Here is a 16,743-nt window from a genome sequence, read left to right on the forward strand (position 1 = left end):
CCCACCCATGACTTTCCGCATGCCCGCCGAGTGGGCCCCCCACGAGCGCACCTGGATGGCCTGGCCGGGGCCGAACCCGACCTTCACCAACGACGACGAGCTGCGCGAGGCCCGCGAGGCATGGGCGTCGGTCGCCCGCGCCGTACGCCGCTTCGAGCCGGTGACCGTGGTCCACGCCCCCGGCGACGAGGCGTCCGCCCGTGAGCTGCTCGGCCCGGACATCGACCTGGTCGAGCGGGACCTGGACGACGCGTGGATGCGCGACATCGGCCCCACCTTCGTCACCAACGGCCGCGAACTGGCCGCCGTGGACTGGGTGTTCAACGGCTGGGGCGCGGCCGACTGGGCGCGCTGGGAGCACGACTCGAAGATCGCCCGCCATGTGGCCGACCTCGCCGGTGTCCCCGTCCACCCCTCCACCCTCGTCAACGAGGGCGGCGCCATCCACGTGGACGGCGAGGGCACGGTCCTGCTCACCGACACCGTCCAGCTCGGCCCCGAGCGCAACCCCGAGTGGACGCGCGAGCAGGTCGAGGCGGAGATCCACGCCAAGCTCGGCACCACCAAGGCGATCTGGCTGCCGCGCGGCCTGACCGGCGACTACGGCATGTACGGCACCCGCGGCCACGTCGACATCGTCGCCGCCTTCGCCCGCCCCGGCGTGGTCGTCGCCCACACCCAGCCCGACCCGTCCCACCCGGACCACGAGCTGTGCAAGGCCAACGTCGACCTGCTGCGCAAGCAGACCGACGCCAAGGGCCGCCGCCTGGAGGTCGTGGAGGTCCCGGCCCCCACCGTCCTCCAGGAGGACGGCGAGTGGGTCGACTACTCCTACATCAACCACTACATCTGCAACGGCGGCGTGGTGCTCTGCGCCTTCGACGACCCGCGCGACGAGATCGCCGCGGGCATCTTCCGCCGCCTCTTCCCGGACCGCACGGTCACGCTGGTCGACGCCCGGACGATCTTCGCGGGCGGCGGCGGCATCCACTGCATCACCCAGCAGCAGCCCAAGGTCTGAGGCCGAGGACCGGGACGATCGGGTACAACGTACGAGTGAACGAACCCCGTACGACACCGGCCGCACGACGGCGCAACAGCGCGCCGCCCAGGGAAGAGGTGCTCGCCGCCGCCATGGCGACCATCGCCGAGCGCGGGCTCGACGGGCTCACCATGGCGGGGCTCGGCCGCGAGGTCGGGATGAGCAGCGGGCACCTCCTCTACTACTTCCGCACCAAGGACGAGCTGCTGCTCCAGACCCTGGAGTGGAGCGAGGGCCGCCTCGGCGCCGAGCGCAGCGCCCTGCTGTCGCGTCCGGCGCCGGTGCGGGAGCGGCTCGGGGCGTACGTCGACCTGTACGTCCCGGACGGCCCGCGCGACCCGCACTGGACGCTCTGGCTGGAGGTCTGGAACCGCTCGCAGAACGCGGACGCCGACGCCCGCGCCCGCCAGGCCGCCATCGAGGGCGCCTGGCACCGCGACCTGGTCGCCCTCCTCGCCGAGGGCATCTCGCGCGGCGAGCTGCGCCGGGTCGACCCCGACCGGTACGCGGCCCGCATGCGTGCCCTGCTCGACGGCTTCAGCGTCCACGTGGCGGTCGGCATACCCGGCACGGGCCGGGCGGCGGTCCTCGCCCACGTACGGGAGTTCATCGAGGAGACCCTGGTCCCCTGACGCGGGTCACCGGCCGGGCCGCCCGCATCGTGAGACCCGGGTCCAGCGGCGTTCACATCTGTGGCAGACTGCGACCGTGCTTGCTACCGCCATGATTATGGGCAGCAGCGCGCCGGTCCGCAGTGACCACTGAATCGCGGCAGAACCCCCGCGGCAGTGGACACCGTGTCTCAGACCCGCGCGCAGACCTCTCGCACCCGCGAGGGGTCTTTTCGTTTTCCGGCCCCACCCCGGCCGGGGACGGCGGCGCGCGAGAATGGGGGCAGGTGGATCCAGGGAGTCCGGAGCCACATCCGACAGGAGCCAACACAGTCATGACCACGGAGACCGACAGTCTTCATACCGTCGCCGCCGGTGCCGCAGCCGGTACCGGAGCCGTCGACGACAGCTTCCACGTCTTCGACACCACGCTGCGCGACGGGGCCCAGCGCGAGGGCATCAACCTCACCGTCGCCGACAAGCTGACCATCGCCCGGCACCTGGACGACTTCGGCGTCGGTTTCATCGAGGGCGGCTGGCCGGGGGCCAACCCGCGCGACACCGAGTTCTTCGCCCGCGCCAAGCAGGAGATCCGCTTCAAGCACGCGCAGCTCGTCGCCTTCGGCGCCACCCGCCGGGCCGGCGCCGCCGCCGCCGAGGACCCGCAGGTCAAGGCGCTCCTGGACTCCGGCGCCCCCGTGATCACGCTCGTCGCCAAGTCCCACGACCGGCACGTCGAGCTGGCGCTGCGCACCACGCTCGACGAGAACATCGCCATGGTCCGCGACACCGTGACCCACCTGCGGGAGCAGGGCCGGCGGGTCTTCGTCGACTGCGAGCACTTCTTCGACGGCTACCGGGCCAACCCGGAGTACGCCAAGTCCGTGGTCCGCGCCGCGCATGAGGCCGGCGCCGACGTCGTCGTCCTGTGCGACACCAACGGCGGCATGCTCCCCGCCCAGATCCAGGCCGTGGTCTCCACCGTCCTCGCCGACACCGGCGCCCGCCTCGGCATCCACGCCCAGGACGACACCGGCTGCGCCGTCGCCAACACCCTCGCCGCCGTCGACGCGGGCGCCACCCACGTCCAGTGCACCGCCAACGGCTACGGCGAGCGCGTCGGCAACGCCAACCTCTTCCCGGTCGTCGCCGCCCTGGAGCTGAAGTACGGCAAGAAGGTGCTCCCCGAAGGCGCCCTCAAGGAGATGACCCGCATCTCCCACGCCATCGCCGAGGTGGTCAACCTGACCCCCTCCACCCACCAGCCCTACGTGGGTGTCTCCGCCTTCGCCCACAAGGCGGGCCTGCACGCCTCCGCCATCAAGGTCGACCCGGACCTGTACCAGCACATCGACCCCGAGCGGGTCGGCAACACCATGCGGATGCTGGTCTCCGACATGGCCGGCCGCGCCTCCATCGAGCTCAAGGGCAAGGAGCTGGGCGTCGACCTCGGCGGCGACCGCGCCCTGGTCTCCCGGGTCGTCGAGCGCGTCAAGGAGCGGGAGCTCAAGGGGTACACCTACGAGGCCGCCGACGCCTCCTTCGAGCTGCTGCTGCGCGCCGAGGTCGAGGGCCGCGCCCGCCGCTACTTCCGCACCGAGTCGTGGCGCGCGATCGTCGAGGACCGCCCCGACGGCACCCACGCCAACGAGGCCACCGTCAAGCTGTGGGCCAAGGGCGAGCGGATCGTCGCCACCGCCGAGGGCAACGGCCCGGTCAACGCCCTCGACCTCGCGATGCGCGCCGGCCTGGAGCGGATCTACCCGCAGCTCGCCAAGCTGGAGCTGGTCGACTACAAGGTCCGCATCCTGGAGGGCAAGCACGGCACGCAGTCCACGACCCGCGTGCTGATCACCACCACCGACGGTGAGGGCGAGTGGTCGACGGTCGGCGTCGGCGAGAACGTGATCGCCGCCTCCTGGCAGGCGCTGGAGGACGCGTACACGTACGGCCTGCTGCGGGCGGGTGTCGAGCCGGCCGAGTAGGCCGCGCCGGGGCGGAGCGGCGGGATCAGGCGCTGTCCGCCTCGGCCCGCTCGGCCCGGTCCGGTCCGGTCTCCTCGGCCGTCCCGGCGGGCTCGATGGCGAAGATCTGGTCGAGTCCGACGATCCGCAGCACGCGGAAGGTGCTCTCCGGCACGGCGGCCAGGGCGATGTCCGCCCCGGCCGTCGCCGCGAGGTTGCGGGCGACGAGGAAGGCCGTGATGCCGCTGGAGTCGCAGAACCGGAGGCGGGTCAGGTTCAGCAGGAGCCGCTGCCCGGGCCGCAGGTCCAGGTCCTCCAGGGTCCTGCGGAACTCGGGGACGGTCCGGAAGTCCAGGTCTCCCTGGACGTCCAGCACGGGGCCGCCGGTGGTGTGCCGAGTCGTGGTGTTCAGCATGGTGAGGATGTCGGGTTCTCGTGTGCGCGGGCGGGGACGCCCAGGGCGAGTATGGCGGTGTCGTCGTCGAGGCCGCTGCCGAAGCCTTCCAGCAGGTCGGTCAGTGCCTTGACGGTGGGCTCCGCGCCCGAGGGCGCCAGGCCGGTGACGAAGGCGAGGAGTTCGTCGTCACCGTACCGCCCGGTGGGCGTGCGGGCCTCGGTCAGGCCGTCGGTGTACAGCACCAGGGTGTCGCCGGGCTCCAGCCGGGTGCGGGTGACGGCGATCTGCGGGGTCGGCAGGATGCCGATGAGCACCCCGCCGGGGGTGTGGACGTAGCCGGCGGTGCCGTCGTCGCGCAGCAGCAGGGCAGGGGGGTGACCGCCGCCGGCGAGGGTGATGCCGTAGCCGGCCGGCTCCGGGCCCGGCGCTTCGAGCAGCCCGAAGACCACCGTGCAGTACCGGGGGTCGTCTCCCGCGTACCGCTCGTACAGGACGGCGTTGAGCGTACGGAGCACGGCCTCGGGGTCGGGGTCGTTCATGGCCGCGGCGCGCAGGGTGTAGCGGGCCAGTGAGGTGGCGGCGGCCGCTTCGGGCCCCTTCCCGCACACGTCGCCGAGGAAGAACGCCCAGCGGCCGCCCCCCAGCGAGAACAGGTCGTAGAAGTCGCCGCCGAGGTGGTCGGGGGAGGCCGTGTGGTAGTGGGCGGCGGTCTCCAGGCCGGGCACGTGGGGGAGCGACGGGGGCAGCAGGCTGCGCTGGAGGACGGCGACCACGTGGTGCAGGTGTTCGCGGCTGCGCTCCGCCTCGCGGTGCGCCTCTTCGGCGGCGCGGCGGGCGCGGAGGAGTTCCTGCTCGTAGGCGCGGCGGTCGCGGGCGTCGATCACGGTGGTGCGGATCAGCAGGGGTTCGCCGGCCGCGTCGGTCCGGACGGCCGAGGTGACCAGGACGGGCAGTCTGGCGCCGTCCTTCGCCTTGAGTTCCATCGCGATCCCGTGCACCTCGCCCTGCATCCGGAGCAGTGGGGCGAAGTGGGTCTCGTGGTACAGCTTGCCGCCGACCGTCAGCAGGTCGCTGAAGCGCTTCCGCCCGACGAGCTCCTCCCGGCGGTAGCCGAGCCAGCTCAGCAGGGTGCCGTTGACCTTGGCGAGGGTGCCGTTCATCAGGGTGGAGAGGTAGCCGCACGGCGCGTTCTCGTACAGGTCCTCGGCGGAGTCCTCCAGCAGCGGGGCCACCGCGGCGGCCGGTGCCCCGAGGTCGTCGGGGGGCTCCGGCGGCCGGTCCGGTGCCGACCGGGTCATCGTTCCCCGTCCCCGAGGAAGGCGAGGATCGCCTCCACGGTCGCCTCGGGCGCGCTGAGCTGGGGGCAGTGGCCCGTGGCGTCCAGGGTGACCAGGCGGCTGCCGGGGATGGCGGCGTGCACGTACGCGCCCACCTCGCGCGGCGCGATCACGTCCTCGGCGCACTCCACGACCAGCGTCGGTACGGTCACCGTGGCCAGGTCGTCCCGGCTGTCGGTCAGGAACGTGGTGCGGGCGAAGACACGGGCGATGGCGGGGTCGGTGCGGCAGAAGCTGTTGGTGAGCTCCTCGCCCAGCTCCGGGCGGTCGGGATTGCCCATGATCACGGGAGCCATCGCCCCGGACCAGCCGAGGTAGTTGGCCTCCAGGGACTCCAGCAGTTCGTCGATGTCCTCCTTGCTGAACCCGCCCCGGTAGCCGTCGTCGTCGATGTAGCAGGGGGAGGGGGTGAGCAGGACGAGCCTGCCGATCCGTTCCGGTTCCCTGGCCGCGGCCAGCACCCCGACCATCGCGCTCACGGAGTGGCCGATGAACACCGCGTCGCGCAGGCCCAGCTCACGGCAGACGTCGAGGACGTCCTCGGCGTACCCGTCGAGCGACGAGTACCGCTCGGCGGTCCATGCCGTCAGGTCGGACTGCCCCGCGCCCACGTAGTCGAACAGCACCACGCGGAAGCGCTCGGCCAGTGCGGGTGCCACCAGACGCCACATGTTCTGGTCGCAGCCGAATCCGTGGGCGAGGACGAGGACGGGACCGTCGGGACGACCCATGATCGAAACGTTGTTCCTGTGACGGATGTCCATTCGCACATCCTCCCACTCGCGCGGGTTCCATTCTCCCGCGCGGTTATATCCGCTTTACCCCCTTTTGGGGTAGCGTCGATGCTATGAGGACCAGGCCGTTCACCCTCCTGTCGGCCCTGTCCGTGGTGGCGGGGCTGACGCTGATGCTGCTCCTGGCCCTGGCCCCCGGTGCGGGGGCCAAGGCCACGGGGCTCCAGGACGCGGCCCGGGCCCTGAAGCAGGGCCCGGTGTACGTCCACCCCGGGGCCGCCGACCAACTGCCCAAGGCCGAGGCCGACGCGCTCGCGGACAAGATCAAGGACGCCGACAAGCCGGTCTTCGTGGCGGTCCTGCCCGCCACGGCGGAGTTCCCGAAGGATGGTCTGCTTCAGAACCTCCGTACGCAGACCGGCATCACAGGCCTGTACGGGGTACGCCTCGGCGACGACTTCGCCGCGGGCGCCGACCGTGCCGTGATGTCCAACCAGGCCGTCCAGAACGTCGTCCAGTCCGTCCGCCAGCCCGGTGTGGACGCCGCCACCGAGCTGAACAACTTCGTCGACCAGGCCCTGGCACAGGTGCGCGGCGACGCGCCCGGCACCTGGTCCGGAGTGCCCGGCAAGGGCGCCCCGGTCGCCGGGCTGATCATGCTCGGCGCGGTGGCAGCCGCGGGCGGCGCGACCGTCCTCACCGTCTCCCGGCGCAGGCGGCGCCTGCGCGAGCAGCAGGAGCGGGAAGCCCTGGAGAAACTGCGAGTCGTCGTCGACGAGGACATCACCGCGTACGGCGAGGAGCTCGACCGGCTGGACTTCCACCCCGGTGAGAAGGGCGCCGACGACGCGATGCGCGCCGACTACGAACGCGCCCTCGACTCCTACGACAAGGCCAAGTCCCTGATGGCCCGGGCCAGGCACCCCCACGACGTACGGGCGGTGACCGAGGCCATCGAGGACGGCCGGTACGCCCTGGCCGTCCTGTCCGCCCGCCGCGAGGGCCGCCCGCTTCCCGAGCGGCGGGCACCTTGCTTCTTCGACCCGCGCCACGGCCCGGCCACCACCGACGTGGACTGGGCCCCGGCCGGCGGCGCGGTGCGCCAGGTGCCGGTCTGCGCGGCGGACGCCGCACGGCTGGCCGAGGGCGAGGACCCGATGACCCGCACGGTGGACACCCCGTACGGCCGCCGCCCCTACTGGGAGGCCGGACCGGCGTACGGCCCCTGGGTCGGCGGGTACTTCGGCGGCGGCATCCTGCCCGGCCTGCTGATGGGCACCATGCTCGGCTCGATGCTCTCCACCCCGGCGTACGCGGCCGAGTACGGCGGCGCCGGATACGAGGGCGGCGACTTCTCCGGCGGCGACTTCAACGCCTCGGACTTCGGCGGCGGCGGAGGCTTCGGGGGCGGCGACTTCGGCGGCGGCGGAGGGTTCGGCGGCGGCGACTTCGGCGGCGGGTTCTGACCGTGCCCGACGACGTGGGCGACGAACTGGCGGACGTCGTCGCGGAGTGGGCGGCCGCCATCGTCGCGAACGACGCCGCCCGCATCGGCGCGCACATGGCCGACGACTGGGTGATCGTGTCCGAGTCGGGCGTCGCCACCCGCGAGCACTTCCTGTCGCTCGTCGCGTCGGGCGAACTGACCCACTCGGCGATGGAGCTGGTCGGCGAGCCCCGCGTCCGGATCGACGGCGACACGGCGCTGTTCACCGGACGGATCACCAACACGGCCCACTACCGGGGCGAGCGGTTCGACGCGGACGAGTGGACGACGGACGTGTTCCAGCGGCGCGACGGCCGCTGGCGCTGCGTCCTCAGTCACGTCACGCCGGCGTCACCCGACTGAGCAGCGCCCCGCCGATCACCCGCGCGGGCGGGCACAGGGTCTGGCCGTGGGCGGCGAACAGCTCGTCGCGCGACGAGAACCGCCCGAGGTCCCGGCGGACCATCGCGGACAGGTCGTACGAGGCGCACGTCTCCGTGCCGCACATGGACCCGTCCCAGTCCACGGCGGTCGAGGACAGCGCCTCGAACAGCGTCTGCGACCCCGTGTTGGTGAAGCCCTCCGGGTTACGGGCGCCGAGGACGCCGAGCGGCGCGTACAGCTCCGAGACGTTCACCCACTCGCCGTCGATGCGGAACTCGGGCCACGCCAGGACCACCGCGTCGGGCACCAGGCGGCGCATGCGCGGGAAACGCGGGTACCAGAACGACCCGTCGACCAGCAGCCCCCGTACGCGGGTGGGCACCCCGGCCGCCCGGGCGACGGCCTCCAGGACGGCCAGCCGCTGACTGCACGACCCACGGCCGCGCACGAGGGTGCGGGAGGCGGGCTGGGCGTCATTCATGGCGTAGACGGGCCGGACGCGCTCGCTGATGAGCCGGTGGGCGGCGAGAACGAGCGTTCGTTTTCCCGCGTCCCGGGCGGCGGCGCGCGCATCCGACAGCAGCGCCTGGATCCCGGCGTGACGCCAGTCGAGGATCCGGGTCGCGGCTATGGACCCCTCGGCCGTGTTCGCGGGCGCGGGGCGCCGGTGTCGCCACCACGGGGTCAGCACGGTGCTCGTCATGGCCGGATGCTACGGCAGCGGCCCGCCCCGCATAATCGCGGGATGCGCCCCACCACCCTGCCCTCCCTGACCGGTCTCCGCTTCTGGGCGGCCCTGCTGGTGGTGCTGTACCACCTGTCCCGGCAGGCCGGCGAGATCCCCGGGGTGAGCCAGGCCGTCTGGTACGGCCGCAGTGGGGTGACGTTCTTCTTCGTCCTGTCCGGGTTCGTCCTGGCATGGACGTACGACGGCAAACGCGTACCCGCCACCGTCTTCCTCTGGCGCCGATTCGCCCGCATCTGGCCGCTCCTCGCCGCCACGACCGTGCTGTCCGTCGGCGCCTGGACCGCCCTGGGCAAGGAGGTCTCCGCGAAGGCGGTGGCCGCGTCGCTGCTCCTGGTCCACGCCTGGATACCCGACCCCGTCGTCCTCAGGGGCGGCAACCCGGCGGCCTGGTCGCTCAGCGACGAGGCGTGGTTCTACCTGATCTTCCCGCTGCTGCCGGCCCTCCCGGCCGTACGCTCGGCGCGCGGCCGGCGGTGGATCGCCGGCGCGGTCTGCGCGGGCGTGGTGCTGCTGTGGCTCAGCGGTTCGTTGTACGAGGACGGCGCCACGCGCGCGTGGGCGCTGGACTACTTCCCGCTGACCCGGACGCTCCAGTTCCTCCTCGGGGTGGTCACCGGCCTCGCCGTAACACGCGGCTGGCGGCCCCCCGTCGGGCTCTGGCCGGCGATCGCCCTGGTGCTCGGCTGGCACCTGGCCCTGGTGCCCTGGTCGGCGGCCGTCCCCGATTCCCTCTGGTACAGCCCGTACACCGCCTCCCAGTTGCTCGCCACGCCCCTGTTCGCCCTCCTCGTGGCCGCCGCCGCCCGAGCCGACCTCGACGGCCACCGGACCGGCCTCGGCGGTACGTGGGCGGTACGGCTCGGCCACTGGTCGTACGCCTGGTACCTCATCCACGAGATCGTCATCCGTGTCCTCGCGGGCCGCGTCGCCGACACGGCCACGACCTGGCTCCTCGTCCTCGCCCTGAGCCTGACCCTGTCGGCCGCCGCCTACCACTGGGTCGAACACCCGCTGGAGCGGTGGCTGCGGGCGGTGGGGCCGGGGGCGGCTCAGGCCCCCGCGTGCAGGTACCCCGCCCAGAGCGACGGGGTGCCGGGGAACTCGTCGCGCAGCGCCAGGACCGACGTCCGGAGCGCGGCCGCCGAACGGGCGCAGTCCAGGCCGTCGTCCCCCGTCAGGGACGCGTAGAACCCCCTCGCCACCCGGGCCGAGATCACGTCGTCCACCTCCCACAGGGTGCCCACCACATGCCGGAACCCGGCCAGTTGGAACGCGCTCGTCAGGTGGATGGCCTCGTCCATGAGGTCCGAGGCGGCGGTGTACGTCGTCCGGCAGGCGGACAGGTACGCCAACTCGGCCCGGTCCAGCGCCACCGAGGCGACCCCGGCGACGGTCAGCGGGCACGTCTTGTGGTCCCACAGCAGCAGCCGGCTGCGCGAGGGGTCGACGGAATCGGTGACCGCGTGACAGGCCAGGTGGATCACCCGCGCGTCGCCGAGCCCGGTCAGCACCGCCGTCCGCGTCGCCGCCCCGGCGAGAACCGTCGGCTCCGGCAGCACCGCGGCCACCGCCGCCGCCTCCTCCGAGGCGCCGACCAGCGGTGGGGCGCCCGGGGTGCTCGGCATCGAGACGATCAGCGACCGCCCCGTCCCATCGCCCGCCGCCCCGTGGCGCCGGGCGTGCCGCAGGGCGCGGATCGTGGGCGTGTACGAGGAGACGACCCGGTCCAGGACCGTACGGTCACCGCTCCCCCCGGCGGACCCGGCGTGGTGCCCGGCGGCGTGCAGCGGCAGCGAGCCCAGCAGGCCCCCGGGGGACCACCACACCCGGCGCGGCTCCCCGTCGCGCGCCGCCCCCGGGCCGATGCCCAGCGCCAGCAGGACCGGCTCCGCCGCCACGTCCCAGAGCCACCCGAGGGTCTCGCTCAGCGTCCGCTGCGCTTCCCGCTGGGCACGCCAGTCGAGCTCCGGGTCCCGCACAAGGGCGAGCGTGCGGTGGAACCGGTCGGCCCGCGAGGTCAGTTCGCCGTGCGTCAGGCGGGGGAGCGGCAGGTGGCATACGCCTCCACCGGTGACCAGGAGGGCGTCGCAGCGCGCCTTGTTGCAGTTGAACACCACGATCGGTCCGGCTTCCGCCGTGGCGAGGAGCGTCTCGAAGTCCGGGGGCCGGGCGAACGAGGTGAAGCCCTGGCCGCGGATCTCCTCGACGGTGTCGGCGAGTTCGGTGGCGGTCCTGGGGCGGTCCAGGGACCCGTCGTCCTCGCTGTCGAGGAGGTTGCGCAGGCGTACGAAGCGGTCGGCGAGCCCGGGATGGTCCCGCCGCAGGTCCGAGATGTCACCACGGGTGTCGAGCATCTGGCTGAGGAGGACCGCCCGGCCCTGTTCCAGGGTCTGGAGGGCACTGCGGGCGGCGTACGGCAGGGGAAGGTGTGGCACGTCCGGGCGCCGTTGCTCACCCGCGTCGAGGGCCGCGGCCGCGGTGAACGTGACCAGGTCGGAGAGGTCCTTCACCGCGTGCTGCTGATCGGCCCGCGCGATTCGGCGCGGGGCGACGAGGGGGATGAGCTCGACGGCGTACTTCAAGAACCCCAGAGCGGCCAGCACGTCCACGGGATAGAGCGTGAGTGCGGCCACCCGAGCCGAGCGGATGCGATGGGACGCCGCGAGGGTTTCGCTGTGGGCCGCCTTCGCGAGACCGGCGACGGCCTCCACGATGTCGGAGAGGATCGCCGTCCTGCCAGTGAGCTCGTTGAACGCCCGGAACATCGCGTCCGGTTCGGTCGCCTCGGCCTGTACCTTGTGGGCGATCCCCAGGTTGTGGTGGAACATCGCGAGGGCGGCGTGGTCGGGCGGTGCGAGGTCGACGGCGCGCCGGCACAGGGCGACGAGGTCGTCCACATGGGCCCGTTCGGGATTTCGCCGCCACTCCTCCAGGAGTGCGCCGACCAGAGAGGTGAGCGTCGGCAGCGTGACCGGATCGTTCGCCGGTACCGCGTCGGCGGCGCGCCGTGCGTACACCAGGGCCTCGTCCAGATCGGCCGGTCCGCCGCTGAGGCCATAACGGCGCAGGAGCGCGCTGCTGAGCCCCGACAGCACGATCGGCGTCGCCTCGGAGTCGTCCGGTTCGCACGACTCCACCGCGCGCCGCAGCAGGTCCACAGCCTCGTCCAGTCGTGTGGAGTCATGGGTGCGGTCGAAGAGCCGCTTGAGCGCCAACCCGAGCCCGTGCAGGTCCCGGGTCGTGATGGCAGCGGCAGTGGCGTGCAGCCGCCTCAGCGCCCGCACGGCGTCGTTCAGGTCGTCGAGGCTGCCGGTGCGGGCGCCCCGTTCGGCCAGGGCCGTGCCGAGGAGGTACACGGCGTCCACCCCGACGGGGCCGTGGAGCTGGTCCTCACCCGCGGCCCGCACGGCCCGCACGGCCTCGCGGCCCCGGTCGACCGCCTCGTCCAACGCGGCCAGGTCCGCGGTGTGCTGGTAGAGGTCGGTCAGCGACATGCCGAGCTGCACCAGCACGGCCGGGCGTGCGGGATGGACGTCCGGAGCCGCCCCGAGCGCCTCACGGCATGCGACGACCGACTCGCGAAGCGCGTCGAGCCCCTGGCCCGCGCGGTACCGGGCGCGGTGTACCTGGGCGGTCAGCCTCCCGAACAACAGCACGCCCTCGGCCGAGGGCACCTCCCTGACGGCGGCCGAACCCAGAAGCTCAGCGGCCTCGTCGAGGTCCTCGGGCCGGCGCGCCAGGACGTACCGGGACCACAGTGCCCGGGGCAGTGCCCGGGCCAGGATCGCCCGCAGATGGGACGGCGCCCGGTGACCGGCCCGGTCGGCCAGCCCCGCGCGGATCACCGTGACGGCCCGCTCCACGTCGTCGGCGGCCGGCTTCCGCTCGATGCGCTCCAGGAGGCTGACGGCCAGTTTGCGGAGAAGGTCCCAGCGGAGGGTGACGTCGTCGTCCGGGAGGAGGGCGAGCGCCTGCTCGAGGGTGTCGATCACGACGTCAAGGTCGTCCGGCCGCCCGTCGTGCTGGTAGCGCCGCCAGTACGCGTGGGCCCGCCTCATCGTCACGTAGGCACGTTCGTGGACCATGTACGTGTCCGGCACCCTGTGTGCCAGCGCCGTCCACTGCCGGATCGCCTCGTCCAGGTCCGCCCTGTCGGAGCCCTTCGCGAAGCGTGCTTCCAGAGCCTCCGCCGCGGCTTCCTGCCCGTACGAGCGCAGGGCGGAGAAGTCCAGGACCGCCCGGCCCGCCGCCAGTACGTCCTCCCACCGGTGTTCCGCCCGCGCACGAAGGACCCTGTCGCGCAGCAGCGAGGCGAGCATCCCCATGAAACCGTCCCGGTCAGCGCTGGTGAGGGGCTCCCGCAGCGCGGCGACGCACGCCTCGAACGCGGTGCGCAGATCGTTCGCGGAACCGGTGAGCCCGTGGCGACGGGCCAGGGCGATGGCGAGGTTTCCCCGGATGCCCGGCCGGCTCGGATGGCCGGCCGGCGTGACCCGCGCGGCCCGGCTCAGGAGGCCGATGGCCTGTAACAGGGCATTGACGTCGCCCAAGACGTCGTACCGCGTGTACAGCACCGTTCCGAGGCCGCCCAGATGGACGCCGTACTGGTCGTTGTCCGGGTCGGCGTGCTCCAGCAGGAACCAGCACCATGCCGCGAGTTCCGCCAGGTTCTCACCGGCGTCGCCCTCCCCGGCGAGGGCCTGGGCGAGCCGGGTGTCCACATGGGTGCTGTACGCGTCCGCGATCTCCGTCCTGAGACCGTCGGGGATGAGGAACATCCGGTCGGGGCGGAAGTGCGGTGCCAGCATGCGCACCGCGTCGTCCAGATCGGCCTGCGCGCCGTGCCGTTCGTACCGGTGCCAGTACAGATGGCCGAGGACGGCCGTGGCCTGCTCGTCCGTGGGATCGTCGGCGACCAGCCGCGCCAGGTCGGTTATCAAGGCGGGGTCGGGGTCGGGGGAGGGCTCCGCCCACAGTGTCTGGAGGGCCTGCACGGCCCGCGCCAGTAGCTCAGCACGTGATCGCCGTCCTGGATCGCCCACCGCGGCCGCCCCCCAACTGCCGTCGACCGCTGCCCCGTTCATGCATGATGCCGTGAAAGCACCGGTGCGCGGAGGGAGTCGGAATGACGCAGGACGAATCGTCGGCACGAGTACGGCGAGGGCTCTCGTACGTCTGCGAACACCTCGACGCACTGCGCGAGCACCTGGCCGAACTGGGCCGGACCGACGAACTCGACCGGCTGGTGCGTGCCGTGGTCGACGGGAACGAGGACCCCGCGGCGCGGCTCGACGCCATCGACCGGATCGTCCGCGCGGACGGCGACGCGCGCGGCGCCTACGGGGCGAGCGCCCGCACGGTCCCCGAGCTCGGGCCCATCGGCGTGGGGCCTGCCGCCGAGGCCGACGTCGCCTTCCTCTGCCCCCTGGGCGCCTGCGCACGCGTGGAGTGGGCGGAGCCCACGATGCGGGCGGCGCCGCGCTGCCGGATGGGCGGGGTTCCGCTGCGCTGGGTCAAGGGCTGAGATGGGCGGCCTGCTGACGGAGCTGGGCAAGCGCCTGGCGGAGCGGTGGATGTCCCTGCTGGTACTGCCCGGCGCCCTGTTCCTGGCCGCCGCCTTCGCCGCCCGGACGCTCGGCCACGCCCACGCCGTCGACCTCGACCTGCTGGTGCGCGAGGCCCAGGCGTGGCGCCCGGCGCCCGGCGCGGGAGCCGGAGCACGGCTCGCGGTGCTCATGCTGGTCGTGGCGCTGCTCGCCGCCGCCGTGGGCCTCGTGGCGCAGACGCTCGGCTCACTGGTGGAGCGGTTGTGGTTCGCGGCCGACTGGGAATCGTGGCCCCGGCCGCTCCGTGCCCTCGCCCGATGGCGGGTGGCCAAGCGCCGGCGGCGGCGCGCCGACGCCGTGGACGCGTACAAGCGCGAGCAGCGGCGGGTCGGTGAGCTGCTGGCCGCCGGAACGTCCGGCGGGACGGACCTCCGGCCAGCCCGGCTCGCCGTGCTCCGCGTCTCACCCGAGGAGCCGCACCGCCCCACCTGGTCCGGTGACCGGATGCACGCGGTCACCCTGCGCCTCGCCCGCGATCTGGACCTGGACCTGGCCACGGTGTGGCCCGCCCTGTGGCAGTTGCTCCCGGACGCCCCGCGCCAGCAGATAGAAACGGCCCGCGAGGCGCTCGGCCGGGCGACCACGCTGGTGGCCTGGGCGGTGCTGTACGCCGCCCTCGCCGTGTGGTGGTGGCCCGCACTTCCGGTGGCCGTCGCCACGTACGTCACCGCCCGGCTCCGCATCCGCAGCGGTGTGGACGCCTACGCGGCCCTCATCGAGGCGTCGGTCCACGTGTACGTCGCCGAACTGGCCGAGCGCCTGCACGTCCCCACGACGGGAGTCGTCGGCAGGCGCACCGGCTGGGAGATCACTTGCCTGTTGCAGGGCAAGCGTCACCTCATCGACCTGACGGCACATGAACCCCAGTAGTCAGCGCGGTCCAGGCGGCGGGGGAGACGGTGACGATGGGGCCGGTGGGGTTCTTGGAGTCGCGGATGTGGACGGCGGCCGGGTGGGCGGAGACCTCGACGCAGGCGCCGCCCTCGCTGCCGCTGTAGCTGGACTTGCGCCAGTCGTAGGCGACTTCGACGCAGTTGCCGCCCTCGTCGCTGCTGTAGCTGGACTTGAACCACGTGAGCGCTGCGGGTTTCATGCTTCTCCTGCCAGATCGTCCAGCAGGCCCATGCTCTCCTCGGGCGTCAGGGCCTGTGACCTGAGCATCCCATATTTCTGCTCAAGGACACTGACCTCGTCGGGGTCGTCGACGAGGAAGCTGACCCGCTGGCCTTCGATATAGGCAAGGTGCTCGTGGTCGGGCGTCTCCAGCAGGATCATCGGTCCGTCTAGCCCTGCGTGTTTCTCCCGCCTCGTCGGCATGATCTGGAGGCCGACGCAAGGGTGTTCGGCGCAGTGGCGGAGATGGCGGATCTGGTCTCGGATGACGGAGGGGCCTCCGATCGGCCGGTGCAGCACGGACTCCTCGATGAGGAAACTCATCATCGGCGGCCAGGGCCTGCGGTCGAAGAGCTTCTGGCGGTCGAGGCGGGCGGAGAGCCGTTCCTCGGACTCCTCCGGGCTGATCGGGGGAATCAGGCAGGAGAAGACGCCGGCGGCGTACTCCTCGGTCTGGAGCAGTCCGGGCACGACGTGGGTCTCGTACCAGAGCAGCGTCACCGCCTCCTGCTCGTGTTCGATGAAGTCCCGCGCGAACGCCGGATATCGCTCCCGCTCCGGCACCCGTGCCACGCCCGCCGCCAGGACGCCCTTCGCTTCCAACACCTGGTCCAGTTGGAGCGCCAGGTCGTACTTGAGGGGTCTGCGGCCCTGTTCAATGGAGGCGATCGTCTCCTGGTGGATGCACAGCTTCTCGGCGAGCTTGGGCTGGGTGAGTCCGGCAGCCCGTCGCAGTTGGCCGACTTGGGCACCGATGAGGTGCCAGGACGTGTTCTTGTGGGGCTTGCTCGAAGGGTGCATGGTCGCCCTCTTCCCACCCGGCGAAGTACCTGATCCCGCACAAGCCGTACAAAGCGTTTGTACGGCCTGGCTCGCTGGCCCACTTTAGTCACGCACGGTGACATTGCGTGCATGAATCAGGAACTTCAACTCCCCTACCTGTACGAGGCGTTCTACCGCCGCGAGCGCCGGTCGGTGCCGGCGGCCAGGCGGTTCGCGGCGGCGGCGCTGGCGGAGTGGGGCGTGCGGGAGCGGGCCGGGGACGTGCTGCTCTGCGTGAGCGAACTGGCGACCAACGCACTTGTGCACGGGGTGCCGCCGGGGCGGGGGTTCCGGTTGCTGCTGCACCGGGAGCAGGGCGGCGGGCTGCTGCGCGTGGAGGTGCACGACAGCGGGGAGGGCCAGGTGCGGGTGGGCCGGGCTGCCGGCGCGGACGCGGAGTGGGGGCGCGGGCTGGTCCTCGTCGAGGCGCTGTCCGACACGTGGGGGGTGGGGGAGCGGGACCCTGGCAAGGTGGTGTGGTGCGAGTTCGTACAGTGAC

Annotated in this window: 15 protein-coding genes and 1 pseudogene; 9 read left to right on the forward strand and 7 right to left on the reverse strand. The window is 72.6% G+C overall.

Going from position 1 to position 16,743, the window contains the following annotated elements; genetic code table 11:
- The first annotated feature begins 7 nt into the window (after nucleotides 1–7).
- The 3 genes from ACZ46W_RS09940 (at nucleotide 8) to cimA (ending at nucleotide 3,638) form a co-directional block, all read left to right on the forward strand.
- Complete coding sequence (locus ACZ46W_RS09940; protein WP_366127201.1) at nucleotides 8–1,021, forward strand: agmatine deiminase family protein; 1,014 nt, start codon at nucleotides 8–10, stop codon at nucleotides 1,019–1,021.
- 113 nt (nucleotides 1,022–1,134) lie between these two features.
- Nucleotides 1,135–1,674: a TetR/AcrR family transcriptional regulator gene (locus ACZ46W_RS09945; protein WP_366127812.1), complete on the forward strand. Its 540-nt coding sequence runs from the start codon at nucleotides 1,135–1,137 to the stop codon at nucleotides 1,672–1,674.
- Nucleotides 1,675–1,988: 314 nt separating this feature from the next.
- Nucleotides 1,989–3,638, forward strand: a complete 1,650-nt coding sequence (gene cimA / locus ACZ46W_RS09950) for a citramalate synthase (protein ID WP_468334147.1) — start codon at nucleotides 1,989–1,991, stop codon at nucleotides 3,636–3,638.
- Nucleotides 3,639–3,663: 25 nt separating this feature from the next.
- Here the strand turns inward: cimA and ACZ46W_RS09955 are convergent, their stop codons facing one another.
- From ACZ46W_RS09955 to ACZ46W_RS09965, 3 genes are read right to left on the reverse strand one after another with little or no spacing between them, the layout of a single operon-like run.
- Entirely contained in the window at nucleotides 3,664–4,032 is a 369-nt protein-coding gene (locus tag ACZ46W_RS09955; RefSeq protein ID WP_468334150.1) for an STAS domain-containing protein, read from the reverse strand.
- Nucleotides 4,026–5,312: a SpoIIE family protein phosphatase gene (locus ACZ46W_RS09960; protein ID WP_468334153.1), complete on the reverse strand. Its 1,287-nt coding sequence runs from the start codon at nucleotides 5,310–5,312 to the stop codon at nucleotides 4,026–4,028. The genes ACZ46W_RS09955 and ACZ46W_RS09960 overlap by 7 nt, the downstream gene beginning before the upstream one ends.
- The gene (locus ACZ46W_RS09965) at nucleotides 5,309–6,115 is read right to left on the reverse strand and encodes an alpha/beta fold hydrolase (RefSeq protein WP_468334156.1); all 807 of its coding nucleotides are present in this window, start codon (nucleotides 6,113–6,115) and stop codon (nucleotides 5,309–5,311) included. Before ACZ46W_RS09965 ends, ACZ46W_RS09960 begins: the two co-directional genes overlap by 4 nt.
- Before the next feature lie 83 nt (nucleotides 6,116–6,198).
- On the opposite strand from ACZ46W_RS09965, the gene ACZ46W_RS09970 reads away from it, so the two are divergent.
- Both ACZ46W_RS09970 and ACZ46W_RS09975 read left to right on the forward strand, forming a co-directional pair.
- Complete coding sequence (locus ACZ46W_RS09970; protein WP_468334159.1) at nucleotides 6,199–7,551, forward strand: hypothetical protein; 1,353 nt, start codon at nucleotides 6,199–6,201, stop codon at nucleotides 7,549–7,551.
- A 2-nt stretch (nucleotides 7,552–7,553) separates the two neighbouring features.
- Nucleotides 7,554–7,934: a nuclear transport factor 2 family protein gene (locus ACZ46W_RS09975; protein ID WP_468334161.1), complete on the forward strand. Its 381-nt coding sequence runs from the start codon at nucleotides 7,554–7,556 to the stop codon at nucleotides 7,932–7,934.
- On the opposite strand, the gene ACZ46W_RS09980 is transcribed toward ACZ46W_RS09975, so the two are convergent.
- A complete protein-coding gene (locus ACZ46W_RS09980) occupies nucleotides 7,912–8,658 on the reverse strand; it encodes a transglutaminase domain-containing protein (protein WP_468334164.1) in 747 nt (248 codons plus the stop codon). The genes ACZ46W_RS09975 and ACZ46W_RS09980 overlap by 23 nt on opposite strands.
- Before the next feature lie 42 nt (nucleotides 8,659–8,700).
- On the opposite strand from ACZ46W_RS09980, the gene ACZ46W_RS09985 reads away from it, so the two are divergent.
- Nucleotides 8,701–9,891: an acyltransferase family protein gene (locus ACZ46W_RS09985; protein WP_468334167.1), complete on the forward strand. Its 1,191-nt coding sequence runs from the start codon at nucleotides 8,701–8,703 to the stop codon at nucleotides 9,889–9,891.
- On the opposite strand, the pseudogene ACZ46W_RS09990 reads toward ACZ46W_RS09985, so the two are convergent.
- Nucleotides 9,819–13,787: pseudogene (locus tag ACZ46W_RS09990) on the reverse strand (CHAT domain-containing protein); the annotation flags it as partial. The gene ACZ46W_RS09985 and the pseudogene ACZ46W_RS09990 overlap by 73 nt on opposite strands.
- A gap of 41 nt (nucleotides 13,788–13,828) precedes the next feature.
- On the opposite strand from ACZ46W_RS09990, the gene ACZ46W_RS09995 reads away from it, so the two are divergent.
- Entirely contained in the window at nucleotides 13,829–14,227 is a 399-nt protein-coding gene (locus ACZ46W_RS09995; RefSeq protein WP_468334170.1) for a hypothetical protein, read from the forward strand.
- A 1-nt stretch (nucleotide 14,228) separates the two neighbouring features.
- Nucleotides 14,229–15,179: a hypothetical protein gene (locus tag ACZ46W_RS10000; protein ID WP_468334173.1), complete on the forward strand. Its 951-nt coding sequence runs from the start codon at nucleotides 14,229–14,231 to the stop codon at nucleotides 15,177–15,179.
- Here ACZ46W_RS10000 and ACZ46W_RS10005 read toward each other — a convergent pair.
- Both ACZ46W_RS10005 and ACZ46W_RS10010 read right to left on the reverse strand, forming a co-directional pair.
- Complete coding sequence (locus tag ACZ46W_RS10005) at nucleotides 15,148–15,402, reverse strand: DUF397 domain-containing protein (protein ID WP_468334176.1); 255 nt, start codon at nucleotides 15,400–15,402, stop codon at nucleotides 15,148–15,150. The genes ACZ46W_RS10000 and ACZ46W_RS10005 overlap by 32 nt on opposite strands.
- The gene (locus ACZ46W_RS10010) at nucleotides 15,399–16,223 is read right to left on the reverse strand and encodes a helix-turn-helix domain-containing protein (protein WP_468334178.1); all 825 of its coding nucleotides are present in this window, start codon (nucleotides 16,221–16,223) and stop codon (nucleotides 15,399–15,401) included. Before ACZ46W_RS10010 ends, ACZ46W_RS10005 begins: the two co-directional genes overlap by 4 nt.
- A 111-nt stretch (nucleotides 16,224–16,334) precedes the next feature.
- Here ACZ46W_RS10010 and ACZ46W_RS10015 point away from each other — a divergent pair, with 111 nt between their 5' ends.
- Nucleotides 16,335–16,742 carry an ATP-binding protein gene (locus ACZ46W_RS10015; RefSeq protein WP_468334181.1) on the forward strand — a complete coding sequence of 136 codons (408 nt, stop codon included), beginning with the start codon at nucleotides 16,335–16,337 and terminating at the stop codon, nucleotides 16,740–16,742.
- The last annotated feature ends 1 nt before the right edge of the window (nucleotide 16,743 follow it).

The sequence above is a fragment of the Streptomyces sp. NPDC031064 genome (assembly GCF_055570965.1).